The 13,860-nt window shown below is 59.7% G+C and carries 14 protein-coding genes and 1 tRNA gene; 8 read left to right on the top strand and 7 right to left on the bottom strand.

Annotated features, from left to right (window positions below; translation table 11 throughout):
• The first annotated feature begins 33 nt into the window (after positions 1–33).
• From asd to BRA49_RS10905, 3 genes are all read left to right on the top strand, one after another.
• Entirely contained in the window at positions 34–1,050 is a 1,017-nt protein-coding gene (gene asd / locus BRA49_RS10915) for an aspartate-semialdehyde dehydrogenase (RefSeq protein WP_292386050.1), read from the top strand.
• Between the two features lie 13 nt (positions 1,051–1,063).
• Entirely contained in the window at positions 1,064–1,339 is a 276-nt protein-coding gene (gene albA, locus BRA49_RS10910) for a DNA-binding protein Alba (protein ID WP_292386048.1), read from the top strand.
• 241 nt (positions 1,340–1,580) lie between these two features.
• Entirely contained in the window at positions 1,581–2,024 is a 444-nt protein-coding gene (locus BRA49_RS10905; RefSeq protein ID WP_292386046.1) for a hypothetical protein, read from the top strand.
• A gap of 351 nt (positions 2,025–2,375) precedes the next feature.
• Here BRA49_RS10905 and BRA49_RS10900 read toward each other — a convergent pair whose 3' ends face one another.
• The 4 genes from BRA49_RS10900 to BRA49_RS10885 all read right to left on the bottom strand — a co-directional run bounded on the left by BRA49_RS10900 (position 2,376) and on the right by BRA49_RS10885 (position 6,088).
• On the bottom strand, positions 2,376–3,500 hold the full coding sequence (locus tag BRA49_RS10900) for a DUF373 family protein (RefSeq protein ID WP_292386044.1): 1,125 nt from the start codon (positions 3,498–3,500) through the stop codon (positions 2,376–2,378).
• 57 nt (positions 3,501–3,557) lie between these two features.
• On the bottom strand, positions 3,558–4,418 hold the full coding sequence (locus BRA49_RS10895; RefSeq protein WP_292386041.1) for a coiled-coil protein: 861 nt from the start codon (positions 4,416–4,418) through the stop codon (positions 3,558–3,560).
• Between the two features lie 358 nt (positions 4,419–4,776).
• Positions 4,777–5,898: a cell division protein FtsZ gene (gene ftsZ / locus BRA49_RS10890; RefSeq protein WP_292386039.1), complete on the bottom strand. Its 1,122-nt coding sequence runs from the start codon at positions 5,896–5,898 to the stop codon at positions 4,777–4,779.
• A 10-nt stretch (positions 5,899–5,908) separates the two neighbouring features.
• Entirely contained in the window at positions 5,909–6,088 is a 180-nt protein-coding gene (locus BRA49_RS10885; protein WP_292386275.1) for a ribbon-helix-helix domain-containing protein, read from the bottom strand.
• Between the two features lie 293 nt (positions 6,089–6,381).
• Between BRA49_RS10885 and BRA49_RS10880 the strand changes: the two genes are divergently transcribed.
• The 3 genes from BRA49_RS10880 (at position 6,382) to BRA49_RS10870 (ending at position 9,546) form a co-directional block, all read left to right on the top strand.
• Positions 6,382–7,284, top strand: a complete 903-nt coding sequence (locus tag BRA49_RS10880) for a pyridoxal phosphate-dependent aminotransferase (protein ID WP_292386037.1) — start codon at positions 6,382–6,384, stop codon at positions 7,282–7,284.
• Entirely contained in the window at positions 7,272–7,877 is a 606-nt protein-coding gene (locus BRA49_RS10875) for an NTP transferase domain-containing protein (protein WP_292386035.1), read from the top strand. Before BRA49_RS10880 ends, BRA49_RS10875 begins: the two co-directional genes overlap by 13 nt.
• A gap of 439 nt (positions 7,878–8,316) precedes the next feature.
• Positions 8,317–9,546, top strand: a complete 1,230-nt coding sequence (locus tag BRA49_RS10870) for a TIGR00300 family protein (RefSeq protein ID WP_292386033.1) — start codon at positions 8,317–8,319, stop codon at positions 9,544–9,546.
• On the opposite strand, the gene BRA49_RS10865 is transcribed toward BRA49_RS10870, so the two are convergent.
• Positions 9,543–10,529, bottom strand: a complete 987-nt coding sequence (locus BRA49_RS10865; protein ID WP_292386031.1) for an archaeosine biosynthesis radical SAM protein RaSEA — start codon at positions 10,527–10,529, stop codon at positions 9,543–9,545. The genes BRA49_RS10870 and BRA49_RS10865 overlap by 4 nt on opposite strands.
• 28 nt (positions 10,530–10,557) lie before the next feature.
• Here BRA49_RS10865 and BRA49_RS10860 point away from each other — a divergent pair, with 28 nt between their 5' ends.
• Positions 10,558–11,643 carry a hypothetical protein gene (locus BRA49_RS10860; RefSeq protein ID WP_292386029.1) on the top strand — a complete coding sequence of 362 codons (1,086 nt, stop codon included), beginning with the start codon at positions 10,558–10,560 and terminating at the stop codon, positions 11,641–11,643.
• A gap of 39 nt (positions 11,644–11,682) precedes the next feature.
• Positions 11,683–11,767: transfer RNA gene (locus tag BRA49_RS10855), tRNA-Ser, on the top strand.
• Positions 11,768–11,883: 116 nt separating this feature from the next.
• Here the strand turns inward: BRA49_RS10855 and BRA49_RS10850 are convergent.
• Together BRA49_RS10850 and BRA49_RS10845 are read right to left on the bottom strand one after the other, a co-directional pair.
• Positions 11,884–12,558 carry a flavodoxin family protein gene (locus BRA49_RS10850; RefSeq protein WP_292386027.1) on the bottom strand — a complete coding sequence of 225 codons (675 nt, stop codon included), beginning with the start codon at positions 12,556–12,558 and terminating at the stop codon, positions 11,884–11,886.
• 255 nt (positions 12,559–12,813) lie between these two features.
• A complete protein-coding gene (locus tag BRA49_RS10845; protein WP_292386026.1) occupies positions 12,814–13,779 on the bottom strand; it encodes an endonuclease/exonuclease/phosphatase family protein in 966 nt (321 codons plus the stop codon).
• Between the last annotated feature and the right edge of the window lie 81 nt (positions 13,780–13,860).

The following is a 13,860-nucleotide window of genomic DNA, read 5'->3' as shown; positions in this document are numbered from 1 at the left end:
TTAATACCACCTACACTACAGATATTTTTGTCTATGATTAATGTAGGAGTGCTTGGTGCCACAGGAGCGGTGGGACAGCGCTTCGTTCAGCTTTTAGCGGATCATCCCTGGTTTCATCTCCAGACACTTACCGCTTCTGAACGGAGCGCAGGAAAACCCTATGGCAAGGTGGTCAACTGGCGCCTCGATGCGCCGTACCCGGAGAACGTCAGTGATATCGTCGTCACTCCCACAACCGTCGAGAGCCTGAAGGACTGCGACCTGGTCTTCTCGGCGCTGCCTGCCGAGGTGGCGACGTCCCTTGAGACGGAGATCGCCGATGCGGGTATCGCCGTCTGCAGCAACGCCCGGTCGCACCGCATGGACCCCGACGTCCCGCTGGTGATCCCGGAGGTCAACCCCGATCACCTGGGCCTGATCGATGTCCAGCGGGACCGCGGGCGCGGGGGGTTCATCGTGACCAATCCGAACTGCTCGACGATTGTCCTTACGCTGGCCCTTGCACCCCTCAGATCATTCGAGTTTCATGACGTGCGTGCGGCGACCATGCAGGCGATCTCGGGAGGCGGATTTGACGGCGTCCCCGCCATGGCAATCTACGACAACGTCGTCCCCTACATCGGTGGCGAGGAGGAGAAGATGGAGACCGAGACCGTACGGATCCTGGGGGAGTTCAACGGCTCCGAGGTGATCCCGGCCCCATTCAGCGTGAGCGCAAGCTGTCATCGGGTCCCTGTCGTCGACGGGCACACCATCGCGGTCTGGATCGACGTGAACGAATCAGTCGCCGAAGTGAAAAAAGCTTACGCAACCTTTAAGTCACCTTTCAGCAATCTACCCTTACAGCCAGCAAAGGCAGTTGAGCTCCTTGACCAGTCCGACCGTCCGCAACCACGGCTCGACCGTAATCGGGGGCGGGGCATGACGGTGTCAGTTGGGAGAATCCGTGAAGGATTGCGATTTGTTGCGCTCGGGCACAACACCATCCGTGGGGCCGCAGGCGCATCTGTCCTCAACGCAGAACTGATATACTCGATGAAGTATCTCTAGACGAGGTGGGCTAATGATAAAAGATAACACAGTATTCGTGGGAAACAAACCAGTCATGAACTACGTGCTCGCGGTGGTCACCCAGTTCAACAATGGAGCGGAGGAAGTTGCAATTAAGGCCCGGGGAAAGGCAATATCTCGTGCGGTCGATACGGCGGAGATCGCGCTCAACCGGTTCTTAGAGAACGTGAACAAGAAAGAGATCTTTACGTCGACCGAGATGATCGACACGGATACGGGGAAGACGAACGTCTCAAGCATTGAGATCGTCCTCACGCATGCGAAGTGAGGTCTCGACAGCACTTTTTTTGACGCTCCCGGGGGAGCGCAAAGGGCGGTTCCGCCTGCTTTCCACCCGGTTTCAGCAGTTCCGCTATCACCCGGGCGCCCCTCATGTGTCGCCTGCAAGGTGTCGGCGTATCGTGGTACCCGCTTTTATCCGGGCTATTCGGCCGATATTCCATCATACTGCCATTTCTGTTCCGGATCGACCATAAAGGTTTTATGAGTCCCCCCATAACCATTGTAGCATGAAGTGGGTGACGCTCGGGCTGGTGCTGATGCTGGTCTCTGCTCTCGTCGCTCCCGCGGTTGCGGCGGGTGGGGAGCGATACAGTTACATCACGGTCGAAGATGTCACCGTCCAGCTGGAGAAAGCGGATGCCGTCGTCACCATGAACTACACGATCGACGGCGGCATCGGGTTCCTTGTTCTCCTCCTCGGGAAATCCGACCTGAAGCAGAAGGTGCTCGACATACTGAACTTTAACAACGCCGAGGTTCAGCGTCTCGATCTCGAGCACGTCGAGGTGCGCGTGAAGAACGTCTCCAGTGACTACGGACAGGGATCGTACTGGCTGCCGGCGCACAGGTTCGGCGTGGTCGTGCCTTCGCTCACCATCATCACCCCGCAGGACGTCAAGCACTACGAGGATGTCAGTGACTTCCCTGACGGGCTCGGCTATTTTGCTTGAGATCGCCCCCGTTCCAGCACTCGTTCCGCGAGCCGGTCGAGGCAGATGGGGGGTCTTGCGACGCCCGATGGTAAAACGGTCGTTACGCTCCGGCACCAATCACGAGCAGGTCACGCCGTTTTCAGGGTGAACCGAAGCGCTGCACCTTTCTCCGGGTGCGCGGGCACCCGGTCCTCGGCCCAGATCCTGCCGCATACTGTCTGATGAGGATCTGCGCCAGGTGCAGCCCGAATCCTTCGCAGATACCCGTTTTTACTGCTGGCACAGGTAGAGTATCGTCTTCCGCCGTCTGCGATACCCGGGCCGGCACCCTCGATAACGAGGAGGATCCGGTCGGGCTCTTCGGCAGGCTTACGCCTCTCTCTTCAGCGCGACCGGCTCGCGCTCGTCCACCCACCTGCCCAGGAGCGACTGGAGGTAGACGCCGAGAAAAGCGCAGAAAAGGCCTCCGATTGTGGCGAAGATGATGTACTTCACGCCGTCCGCACCTGTTATGGGAAACCCGACGATCTCGCTGATCGAGAGGATGTAGGTGCTTGCCCCGTAGGCGATGGCGCCTATGGCGAGCACGAAGAACGGCAGGGCGACCACCCGCTGGATCGCCTCTCGCTCATTTAAGAAGACGTCGATGATCTTTCCTCCGGATGCAACGAGACCGGCGGCGGTGAACCAGGCGATAGCACCGTAGATGAAGGCCAGGACCTGGAAGAAGATGCCGAGCGAGGTGTAATACTCGAGGAGGCTTATGAGCCCGAGGACGATCCCGACGATACCGAGTAGTAGTGCGGTTATATACGAGACGAAGGTGAACCTGCCGCCATGCAGCGATGTCCTCAATGAGCCGATCAGATACCCGAAGATCTCGTCGATCCCGATACCCTTGAAGAGCAGATAGGTTCCGACGACACCGACGACGACGATGGTTGCGCCCTCGGGGTATCCCAGCAGGTAGCCCACCGCATAGAGGAGCATGGCAAGACCAAGCGGTACGAGCACTATCTTCGAGACTTTCGGGTCGTCGAGGAGCCTCTTGAGGATATAATACGTCCCCTCGAGGTTCGGCATCTGGTTGACCACGACTCTCCGCACGCTGCTGACCGGCACCCGGGACTGGATGATCGGCAGGACGTACTCGTCTTCAGCACCGTCCGTCACCAGGATGCAGTTTGTCGAGCCTGTCGCCGAGAGGATCGTATCGAGACTGGACGCCACCCGCCGATCCCCCTCGAGCAGATTCATGTGGTTGCCGCAGATGACGGCGATGGCAACCTCTTCCCCCCTCCCAGTGAGTTCGTCGTAGAGTTTGATCGTCTCGAAGATCGCGTTGACGTCGGAGTCTTCGGGATCGATCAGGGCAAGAGCGGTCGCTGCATGGAGGCATGCCTCCCGACCCACGATGGGACCGTCGATCCGGGCTTTAAACCCAAGATCGTCATCGCGATCGACACAAAGGACGAGCGTCCGCTCTTTTACCATTCAATAGAACATCTCTTCGAATCTATTAAATAATTTGCAGTGGGGACGAAAAAAGTATTAAATAAGTTTTGCACGCTGGAGCAGGAGCAGATCGTCGGTGGTGATCTTTTCACCGTCGCGGAACTGCTGGAAGACACGTTCTGCCTCTTTCCGGACGGCTTTCTGCTCTTTGGTGACTTTGGTCTTCTTGGTCTTCTTCCGCAGACCCGAGATCACCTTGTCGTAATCACGGAGTTCCTTCTGGCAGGCGATGAACTGCTTGTGCTCCTCGTCCGCCGCCTCCTGGGCTTCAACGAACTGCTGGTGGGCCAGGTCGGCCTCCTCGCGGGACTTGTCGGCTTTCCGGTACGACTCCACCATCAGGTCGTGGTGCTGCTGGGCGGCCTCGGCCTTCTCGGTGACGTCCTTGTGGATCTCCGAGGCCAGTCTGCGAAACTCACGGGCATCGGTGAGTTTGGTCCGCATCTCCTTGTTCTGTTCGAACTCGGCCTCCTGATCCTTGGCTGCCGCCTTCAGCTGCTTGATCTTCTCGATCAGTTCGCGCTCTTTATCGGTGCTGTAGACCTCTGTCTGCTGCTTGAACTCCAGATGCTCGATCTGCTTCTGGATCTCCTTGATGCCCCGATTCTTGAGGTTTCCGTGCTCCTTCTTGAAGGACTCAATCTCCTCGAAGAGCGCGTTCGCCTTATCGTTGTACTCGTTCCTCTGGTCCTTCAGCGCCTGAACTTCCTCGTTGATCTTATCCCGCTGCTCTTTGTGCTGTTGCGCCTCCTCGACAAATTCGCGGGTCTGGGTGTTTAAGGTGTTGCGTTCGCGGGCGTTTTTGCTGGCAAGCGCATTCAACTCGTTGCGCCGGTCTTTGTGTTGTTCAGACTCCGCAAGGACTTTTTTTCTTTTCTCAATCAGATCGTTCAGCATTCTCTACCAATCCTCGACATTCGGTACCTGTCTCATATCCCTGCCAGCGGAAGTCCGCTTCCATGCACTGAGGGATGCCGGAGGCTTATGTAGCGGCTACACCACAAGAAAAGACGTTTCCGGACTCGGCAATCGAGACCGTCGTTCATCTGTCTGCTCATGTGTTCAACCCCGGTACTTGGCAACCGCAGACCCGCAGGTTCTGCGCCCTGCACAATACACCCCGTGCTGGAGGGATTATACAAGAACGTCTATAATTCAAACGTCATTCGTACTATTAAGTATTTCGTAGAGGACCCGGGAGACGCGCCGCCGTCGCCCGGCCCTCATACGGAGATGTAAAGAGGGTAGGGGAAAATTAAAGAAAATCTATAAGGTGCCCGCTTGGGGCGTCCCCAGCCACACGCCTGCCGGTGGGTGTGCTGGATCGCTGCATCACCGGTTCATAGGCACGGTGGCTCCCGAGGATCTGTGCACTTTTAACGCCGGTCATGACCGCCATGACGCGAACTCTTCCCTCATAATCGCTGTTCACCCGCGCTCCCCAGATGACGTCCGCGTGCGGGTCGAGTTCGTAGGTCAGGGAACTTGCGATCTCTTCGGCGTCCTGGAGGGTCAGGTCGTTGCCGCCCGTGATGTGGATGAGGCTCCCGGTTGCTCCCCGGTAGTCGATGTCCAGCAGGGGGTGGTTTAAGCACTCGTGGACGACGCTCTCGGCCTTGTTCTGCTGTTTGCTCTCTCCGACGAGCATCACGGCGACTCCTCCCTTGCTCATGATGGCGCGGACGTCCGCGTAGTCGATATTGATGAGCGAAGGCTCGGTGATCGTCTCGCTGATGCCCTTGACGGTCTCCGCGATGAGCTGGTCCATCACCGAGAACGCCTGGCCGAGCGGCAGGTTCGGCACGAACTTGATGAGGCGGTTGTTGTCGAGCACAATCACCGAGTCGGCAGCAGCAGAGAGTTGTTCAAGCCCTTCTTCTGCACGGAGAAGGCGGGCCTTCTCGACCTGGAAGGGGTAACTGACCATGCCGACGACGATAGCGCCTTGCTCTTTTGCTATCTGCGCGACGACCGGGGCTGTTCCCGTACCGGTACCTCCACCCATACCGGCAGTGATGAAGACCAGATCGGCATCCGCGAGCAGGGTCTCCAGGGTCGGCCGGGCCATCTCGGCGGCACGCCTGCCGACGTCCGGGAACCCACCCGCTCCAAGGCCTTTGGTGAGTGATTTGCCGACAAGAACTCTCTTATCCGCCTGGATCATGTCCAGATGCTGCTTGTCCGTGTTGATCGCGATCGTCTCTGCACCGCTGACCTGCATATGGTAAAGCCGGTTGACTGTGTTGTTGCCGGCGCCCCCGCACCCAACGATGACGATCCGTGGCTGGCCGAGGATATCGTCTTCCTCGACCGAGTCGGTTTTCAGGCATCTCTCACGTTCTGCGTGTTTCAGCGCCTCGTTGATGATTGTCTGCATTGAATACCTCCTAAACCTGGAATGAAATCTGATCGGCCTCACGCAGAACACGGTTTCCATGCCTCTCGAGAAGCGCCCTGACGGAATACCGCACGGCCTCCGATACCGTGGGGAACTCGCCGGCCTCCACCAGCTTCTCGAGCATTTCAACCTGCTGCCGTGGTAATCTGATAGTTATCCGATCCATCATTTCAATCACTCGTATCTGACATTTAGCAGCTTTATGTCTGCCATTTGTCAGACAATAGTAATCTTTTTGTCTGACCGTATCAGATATGCCATAATAATATCTGTATGGTATAAATACCTTCTGAAACGGCTCTGTGTCTGACATAATGGTTTTATGGATAGCAGCCGACAACGTACCTTCACAGGATTACCACGGATATGAGAAAGAATCTCCCCAAAAAGATGGAACATGGTGGTCGGGTGCGCTGGCATCGCACCCGAGAGAGAGGCGAGCTGCTCGATTTCAGTGCTAACGTGAATCCGTACCCCCCCCGGATACCCTGGACGCCGGACCCGCTGGTGCTGAAAGATTACCCGGACGACCGGTATGAACTGCTCAAAGAGGTAATAGGCAGAGCATTCGGCCGCGATACAGCTGAGGTCACCATCGGCAACGGATCCGTCGAACTTATCCGCGCGTTCTGTTCAGCCATGCTCGGAGACGGCGATATGGCCTGTATCAGACCCCCGACGTTTGCCGAGTATGAGATGGCGGTGAAGCTTGCCGGTGCCCGGTGCACCGCCGATGAGAACGGAGCTGTCGTCCGGTTCCTCTGCAACCCGAACAACCCTACAGGTCTCCTGCACACCCGCCCGGAACTCCTCCGGCTGCTTGAGAAGACCGCCGGGCAGGGGGCGTGCCTCTTCCTCGACGAAGCCTTCATCGAACTTGCCGACCCCCACCAGAGCCTTGCCGACGTCTCCCACGAGAACCTCTTCGTCCTGCGCTCCCTGACGAAGAGCTTCGCCGTGCCGGGCATACGGTTTGGATACGGGTTCGGTACGCCTGAACTCATCGAGAAGGTGGAGACCGTACGCCTCCCCTGGACAGTGAACGCGTTCGCCGAGTCCTTTGCGATCGAGGCTTTCCGGCACTATGAGGACCTCGAACGCTCGCGGGAGAGGGTCGCTCGGGAGCGGAACTGGCTTTCTGGCCGCCTGGATGACCTCGGCCTCGTCTATGAACCTCCGTCCGCAAACTATATTCTGCTGGCAGTCCCGCTGGAGGCGGAAGTGCTTGTCGAGCGGCTCTTCTCGCGCGGCATCCTCGTCCGGGACTGTCGGTCGTTCGGGCTTCCCCGGCACATCCGCGTGGCCGTACGGACCCGGGAGGAGAACCGGCAACTCATCGAGGCGCTCGAAGCATGCTTGCCCTGATCATGGCCGGGGGGCGGGGGTCCCGGCTCCGGATGGGTGAGAAACCGCTTGTCACCGTCGGCGAGCGGCCCATGCTCGCCTACGTCATTGATGCCTTCTCGTCTGCAGGGCATGAGGTGGTCGTAGTCGCCTCACACAGAACACCGTTCACCAAAAACTGGTGTCGGGCGCACGGGGTTATGCTGTATGAAGCCAAAGGGCTCGGCTACGTCGAGGATATCCATGCGGCAGCGGAGGATCTCGGGGAGGAAGGAGCACCCTTCTTCACCTGCGTATCCGACCTCCCCTGCCTTGCCCCCGATATCGTCGCCGCCATCGAGGCCGCCTGGCGTCGGGCGGGAACACCGGCGTGCTCCACCTGGGTGCCCCGTGAACTCTGCGAGGAGCACGGCTGCCGCACGCAGTATACGGAGACGGTCGACGGCATCCCGGCCGTTCCTGCCGGGATCAATATTCTGACGGCGGGCGGCCTCGATAGACCGCAGGAAGAGCTGTGGCTCCTCCTGCACGACAGAAGGCTCGCCTTCAACATCAATACGCGCGAAGAACTGGTGCTGGTGCAGGAATACCTCCGCCGGAAGCGGGGACCGTGACCTCCGGAGTGCGGCTGGTTTTATGCACTGTTGTGGAGATCAACTGCGCCGGCGGAGAACCATAACGCTGTCGTGCGTTTCACAATGAACGGGAGAAGTCCAGTGTTCCCCTCCTGAAGGTCTCCGGTCTTCGCCCGCTCCGTTCTTTCGCACCTGCGGTGCTCGTGCTTCTGCGCTTCAGCCGGGCAGGGCGCGGAGGTTCGTTTGAACCGGAAATTGAGCCCCCGAAGAGTGCGACGGACGGAACGTCCGGAGCATGAGTACCGTCAGGTGCGAGAGCACGTGGAGTTCCAGGACTCGCGGTGTGTTGCCTGCCCGGAGGAGTGCCCGGGTTTGTTCGCCATCACAGACGGGCAGCAGCGTGTAACGTTCAGATAACGAATGTATGCAGTCGATGCACGGGGAAACTGTATTATCGGACAATCACCCACTCTTATATATGGAATCCTGCCGGGAAATCGAACTAGAGGGTCATATTATTGATTCAGGCATTATGACCCTGGTGTTTGATAGGATCATGGATATGGGGGGAGAATTCGAGATCCTCACATTCGATGTCGGGAAGCAGAAGACGGACACCAGTTACGCGCGGCTGCGCGTGGCGGCACCCGCCGAATGGCAACTCGACGCCATCCTCTCCGAATTGCACCGGCTCGGCGCACGCACCCCCGAGATCAGCGACGTCACCCTCGTACCGGCAGAGGGCGACCGGATCCTGCCGAAGGGGTTCTACTCGACGACCAACCACCCGACGTTCGTGAAATACCGGGACGAATGGCTGCCCGTCGAGTATATAGAGATGGACTGTCATATCGTGGTCGATGAGAAGGAGAAACGGGCGATCTGCACACCGATATCAAAGATCAAGGCCGGTGATGCCGTCGTCGTCAGCGAGGCCGGGGTTCGAGTCGTCTTCCCCGAACGCCCGAGGAAGGTCAGCACGTTTGAGTTCATGCACGGGACCGTCTCGTCGGAGCGGCCGAGCGAGGCGATCATCGCAAAGATCGCCTGCGAGATCCTTGAGATGAAGAAGGCCGGGGAGAAGATAGCCCTCGTCGGCGGCCCGGCCATCGTCCACACGGGAGCGGCCGACGCGCTTGCGAAGATGATCCACGAAGGCTACATCGACGTTCTCTTCGCGGGGAACGCGCTTGCCACTCACGATATCGAGTCCAACCTCTTCGGCACGTCGCTCGGGATGAATGTAAGGACAGGTACGCTCGTCACCGGGGGGCACAAGCACCACATCTACGCCATCAGCGAGATCATGCGTGCCGGGTCTATCAAGAACGCGGTTGACCAGGGGGTCGTCACCGGGGGGATCATGTACGAGTGCGTAAAGAAGGGCATTCCGTTCGTGCTTGCCGGCTCCATACGGGACGACGGACCGCTCCCTGACGTAATTACGGATGTCGTGGAAGCGCAGGACACCATGCGTCGTCACATCCACGACGTCGGGATGGTGCTGATGGTCGGGACCCTCCTTCACTCCATCGCCGTCGGAAACTGCCTCCCCTCATACGTCAAGACGGTCTGCGTCGATATCAACCCCGCATCGGTGACGAAACTGATGGACCGGGGCACGACGCAGGCGATCGGCGTCGTGAGCGACGCCGGAACGTTCCTCCCGCTGCTCGCAAAGCAGCTGGAGGAACAGAAAGGGTGCTAGCGGGTAAGCGGCATACAGAACGGCTCTTCGTGGTCCAGCACGAACTCCCACTCTTCTTTGCACCCGCACTCTGTCTCGGCGAGGGCGCGCAGGAGCCCGGTATCTTCGGTCAGCGAGTAGTCGCCGATCCCCTTCACGATCGGGGCGTCGCAGGCTCTGCAGTTGTGCGGCCCCCGGATCTGTCCGCCGCCGACGGGGTCGCAGAGGACATGCACCGGGGAAGCGATCAGCACGTCGAGGACGCTCCAGAGGTACGGCGGGCGGTATGCGTGCTGCTTCCAGAGGCGCTCGACCTCGGTCCTGCTCTGGACGGTGCAGAGGTTCATCGAGATGCTGTCGGCAACGGTTGAGACGTCCTTGATGGAGCGCACCATGTCATCGCGTGCCTCGCGCTCGGTCAGGAACGGCGGTTTCATCAGCAGGTAGGCCTTCACGCCCGCGCCGGCTGCGCGCGCAACTTCTGCGGCGCGGAGGAAATCGGCATACGTAAATCCCTTATCGATACTTTTCTCCCGGATGCCGTCGTTCGTGGTCTCAAGACCCACGGCGACGGAGAGCGGCCGTCTCCAGTCGCCGGTGTCGATGCCCTCCCGGAACTCCTCGAGCGCCCCGAGATCGACGTATTCGGGCCTGGTTTCGGCGATCACCATCTTGCCCCGGAACGCCTCCGCGACGGCGCGCCGGGCGGCGAGCGGGACCTCGTCGGGATCGAAGAAACTTCCCGAGGTGAAGACCTTCAGGACTTGATAATCCTCGTCACGGAAGTTTTCTTTCACCCAGCGGACCTGGCGGATCAGCCGGTCGGCGAGCTCGTCCCGGGGAAGATCCGGGTAGCGTTCGTGCCGGTAGCCGCACATCCGGCACCGGTTCCAGGAACACCCGCCGCTCTGAAAGATTACCGTCAGCGTATCGAGGATCTGCCCATCGTAACGGTCTTTCCCCCGCCATGACGCCAGCGGCTTCTCAATCGATTTGGATAGCATTATACCTCTTATTCGTTGATGTACTGGTATGAAAAGGATCGCATGGCTGACACTCATCGCTGCGATGATGCTCGTCAGTACGGCATCGGCCGCGTATGTCTCAATCAGTGCTCCACAGACGGTGTATGTCGGTGATACGCTCGAAATCACCGGCACCACGGTCGTGAAAGGTCTCCCCAAGCCCACGCTCAACCCCGGGTTCAGCACGGAGGTTATCCTGTACTATGCCCAGCACGCGAAGAGCGAGGTGGGCCGTACGATGATTGTCGTCCAGGAAGACGGTTCGTTCTTTACGGAGTTTGAGACGGAAGGCCTCAAGGCAGGGCGGTACTCGATCGAGATCGTCGATCCCACACAGACCACCTTCGGGAGCAGTTCGAAGGTTCGGCAGGAGGTCAACCTGGTCGACCGGGCCGGGACCCTCACGATATCCTCCCCGCGCAACCAGGACTTCGACGGCAGTCTTGACATCCGCGGTATGGTCGCCGATATCGAGGGTGCGGGCGTGCAGATCGAGGTCAAGCACGACGGCGCTACCGTCTACGGGCCGAAGTATATCCATACCGGGAACGACGGGGCGTTCTCTGCCGAGGTGTCCGTCTCCGTTTCGGGCTCGTACGAGGTCATCTTCTCGGATACGGAAGGATACATCGATACCGTGGAATTCATCGTGGTGGGCGCGCCGGCCCCGACCCCGACACAGGCGATGATATCCGCAAGCGCCCCCGCCACGCGGTCCGCCCCGGCGTACTTCGAGGTCGATACCGGAAGCGGCGTAGTGATGATCGCGACCTCGGCCGGGATCGACTGGGTGATCGAGTACGTCGATGAGGATGGGGAGTTCCATAAAGTGAATGACAGGGGCATGCTTGAGCCCGAAACCGCAGAACTTATCGCACGGGGCGGGCCCGTCTACGTCAAGGTCTACCCCATGAGTTACAACGACAGCGGAACGGTGCAGGTCTCGGCCTCGAATGCCGACTCGGTCAGGGTGAGCCAGACCGCACCCGGACTCTTCGGAGACGCGACCCCCACCCCTGCCCAGGCCGCTCCGGTTCCGATGATGCTGGCACTTCTCGCGCTCCTCGTCGTCGTCCTCGCGCGCCGGGGATGAACAACCTTTTTTTATCCGGCGACCAATAGTTAACGGCGAGCCGGGATAGTCTAGTCCGGGAAGGCGGTGGCCTTGAAAGCCTCTGGTGCCTGGCACCTCGGGAGTTCAAATCTCCCTCCCGGCGCTCACTGTTTATGCCTGATTCGCAACAAAGAGTTCGATGCTGTTCTTCTGATATCCTTTCACGCGGAGTTCCATCTGCACCGGGCGTGAATGCCGTTGTCGAAAGGAGGCGATGCCTCAATCCTCCCGGATCCAGCCCTCCCGCACCCACCGCTCGTATTCCTCCGGCCGCCAATCGCGGTTCGCCTGCACTATCCCGGCAAAGTACTCCCGGTTCTCTGCCATCTCAGCCTCCTGTTCCGGGTATCGCGGCTGCTTGTCGATGGCAAGAAGCAGCTGCCGACCGAGGTCGTGTGCCGCCGGTTCCGCCCGGTCGAGCGCCTCCGGATTTTCGTCGAGCGCGACGCTCATCCCCCCGACCGTCGTCACCCCGAGGTAGTTGAGCACGTGGTTCAGGTAGCCGACGACCGCGTCGCCTCCCGAGACCTGCGTGGTCGCGACACTGCAGCCGTACTTCCCGGCAAAGGTCTGGCAATGAATAGCGTCCGCCAGCCGATCGATGAAGACCTTCATCTGTCCGCTGACGTTGTCGATGTAGACCGGCGAAGCGAGCACCAGTCCGTCGGCATCCAGCATCCGGTCGTACGCGGCGGGGAAATCGTCGGCAAAGATGCACTTCCCGTCCAGGCTGCAACTCTCGCAGGCGGTGCAGGGGGCAATCTGCAGATCGGCGAGATCGATGAGATCGACCTCGGCACCGACTTCTTCGGCCCCGGCAAGCACCCGATTTGCAAGCCTTCTCGTCCTGCTTCGCATCCCACGCGGACTTCCCACAACTGCAGTAATCTTCACTCTTCCGTCACTTCCGGAGGAAGTGTTGGCGGGGTGCGAGAAAAGAGTTTAGAACCCGGAGTTGGTCGCCGGGAGGCCCCGGTCGGGGTTCGTCAAAAACTGGTATTACGCGATCTTCTCGCCGGTTACAAGTTGCTCATGGCACTTGCGGAGTTCTGCCGCAGGGGCCGGACGGGTCTTCTCCCGGAAGACCCCTGATGTTTCCCGGTCAGGATGACCTGGAGCAGGGCTGCCGCACGGGAAGTGGAGAAGAATTCATGGCTCAAAGTCCACGACGACGGCCGAGTGGTCGCTCAGCCCCTGCCCCCGCAGGTCGTGCAGGTACCAGCACGCCGTCGGGTTGAGGCGTACAGACGCGAAGATGTGGTCGTAGCGCTTGCACTTCGGGACGTCTTCAGGCCCGCGGTCGGGGCACCAGCTGTATTCCCGCGCCCGGTAACCGTGCAGTCTGCGGAAGGTGTCGGGGAGGTCGTACTCCGCAAGGCCGGAGAGGATGTTCATCTCGGCGTTATACCACCATCTTCTCGGCCGCCCGAGGTACTCTTCGGTCTCGGAGACCGTGGTGTAGGTTCCATCGGGGAGAATGTCGCGGTAGAAGGGGATGATCGTCCCGTCGGGGAGTTCCGCCTCAGGGACGTGGAGGTCCCCGCAGAGGACCCTCGGTCGTGCAGACCGGACGGCAAGGCGCCGGTAGATCCCGACCAGCGTCTCCGCCTTGACGATCTCGTTCCTCCTGCCGCCTACCGCCGTGGGCACGTGGGCGTTGTGGACCTCGAACTCGCCCGCAGGTGCGTTGACGACGGCAGAGACTACCCGCTGCCTCCACGGGATGTCGAAGTCGAGCGGGTTTAACGGCGTGAGGGGATACCTGCTCGCTATCAGGCACCCGACGTCCTTCGCTTCGCCGGCCGGCGAGTACTGCTCAGAGAGCCGGGAGATGCTATATACAAACTGGAAAGGGTCGTTCGCGTTCCGTGCGCGGAGGTCGTTCAATCGTTCGGCCATGTAGGCCACCCGGGCGATCTCGACCAGAGCAAGGCTGTCTACGGAGTAGAGCAGCCCGAAGTTCTCAAGTTCTTCCCGGAAAAGCGGCAGAGCCCGATCCGTCACCTCCTGAAAGGCGACGATATCCGGAGAATGCTGACAGACTGCTTCAACCTTCTTCTCCACGCCTCGCAAACCGGCGCGGAAGAGATCCACGTTCCATGATATGAGCCGCATAGTGCCTGGTACATTGCGCGTTGGCGTTCCTTGTTCATTAAGACATCGAGTTGAGAACCGTTATGAGGGTATTTCTGCCGG

Origin of the sequence: Methanoculleus sp. UBA430 (genome assembly GCF_002506585.1) — an archaeon.
Lineage (GTDB): Archaea > Halobacteriota > Methanomicrobia > Methanomicrobiales > Methanoculleaceae > Methanoculleus.
The sequence above is the reverse complement of the archived record's forward strand: the minus strand, read 5'-3'. Positions and strand labels throughout refer to the sequence as shown.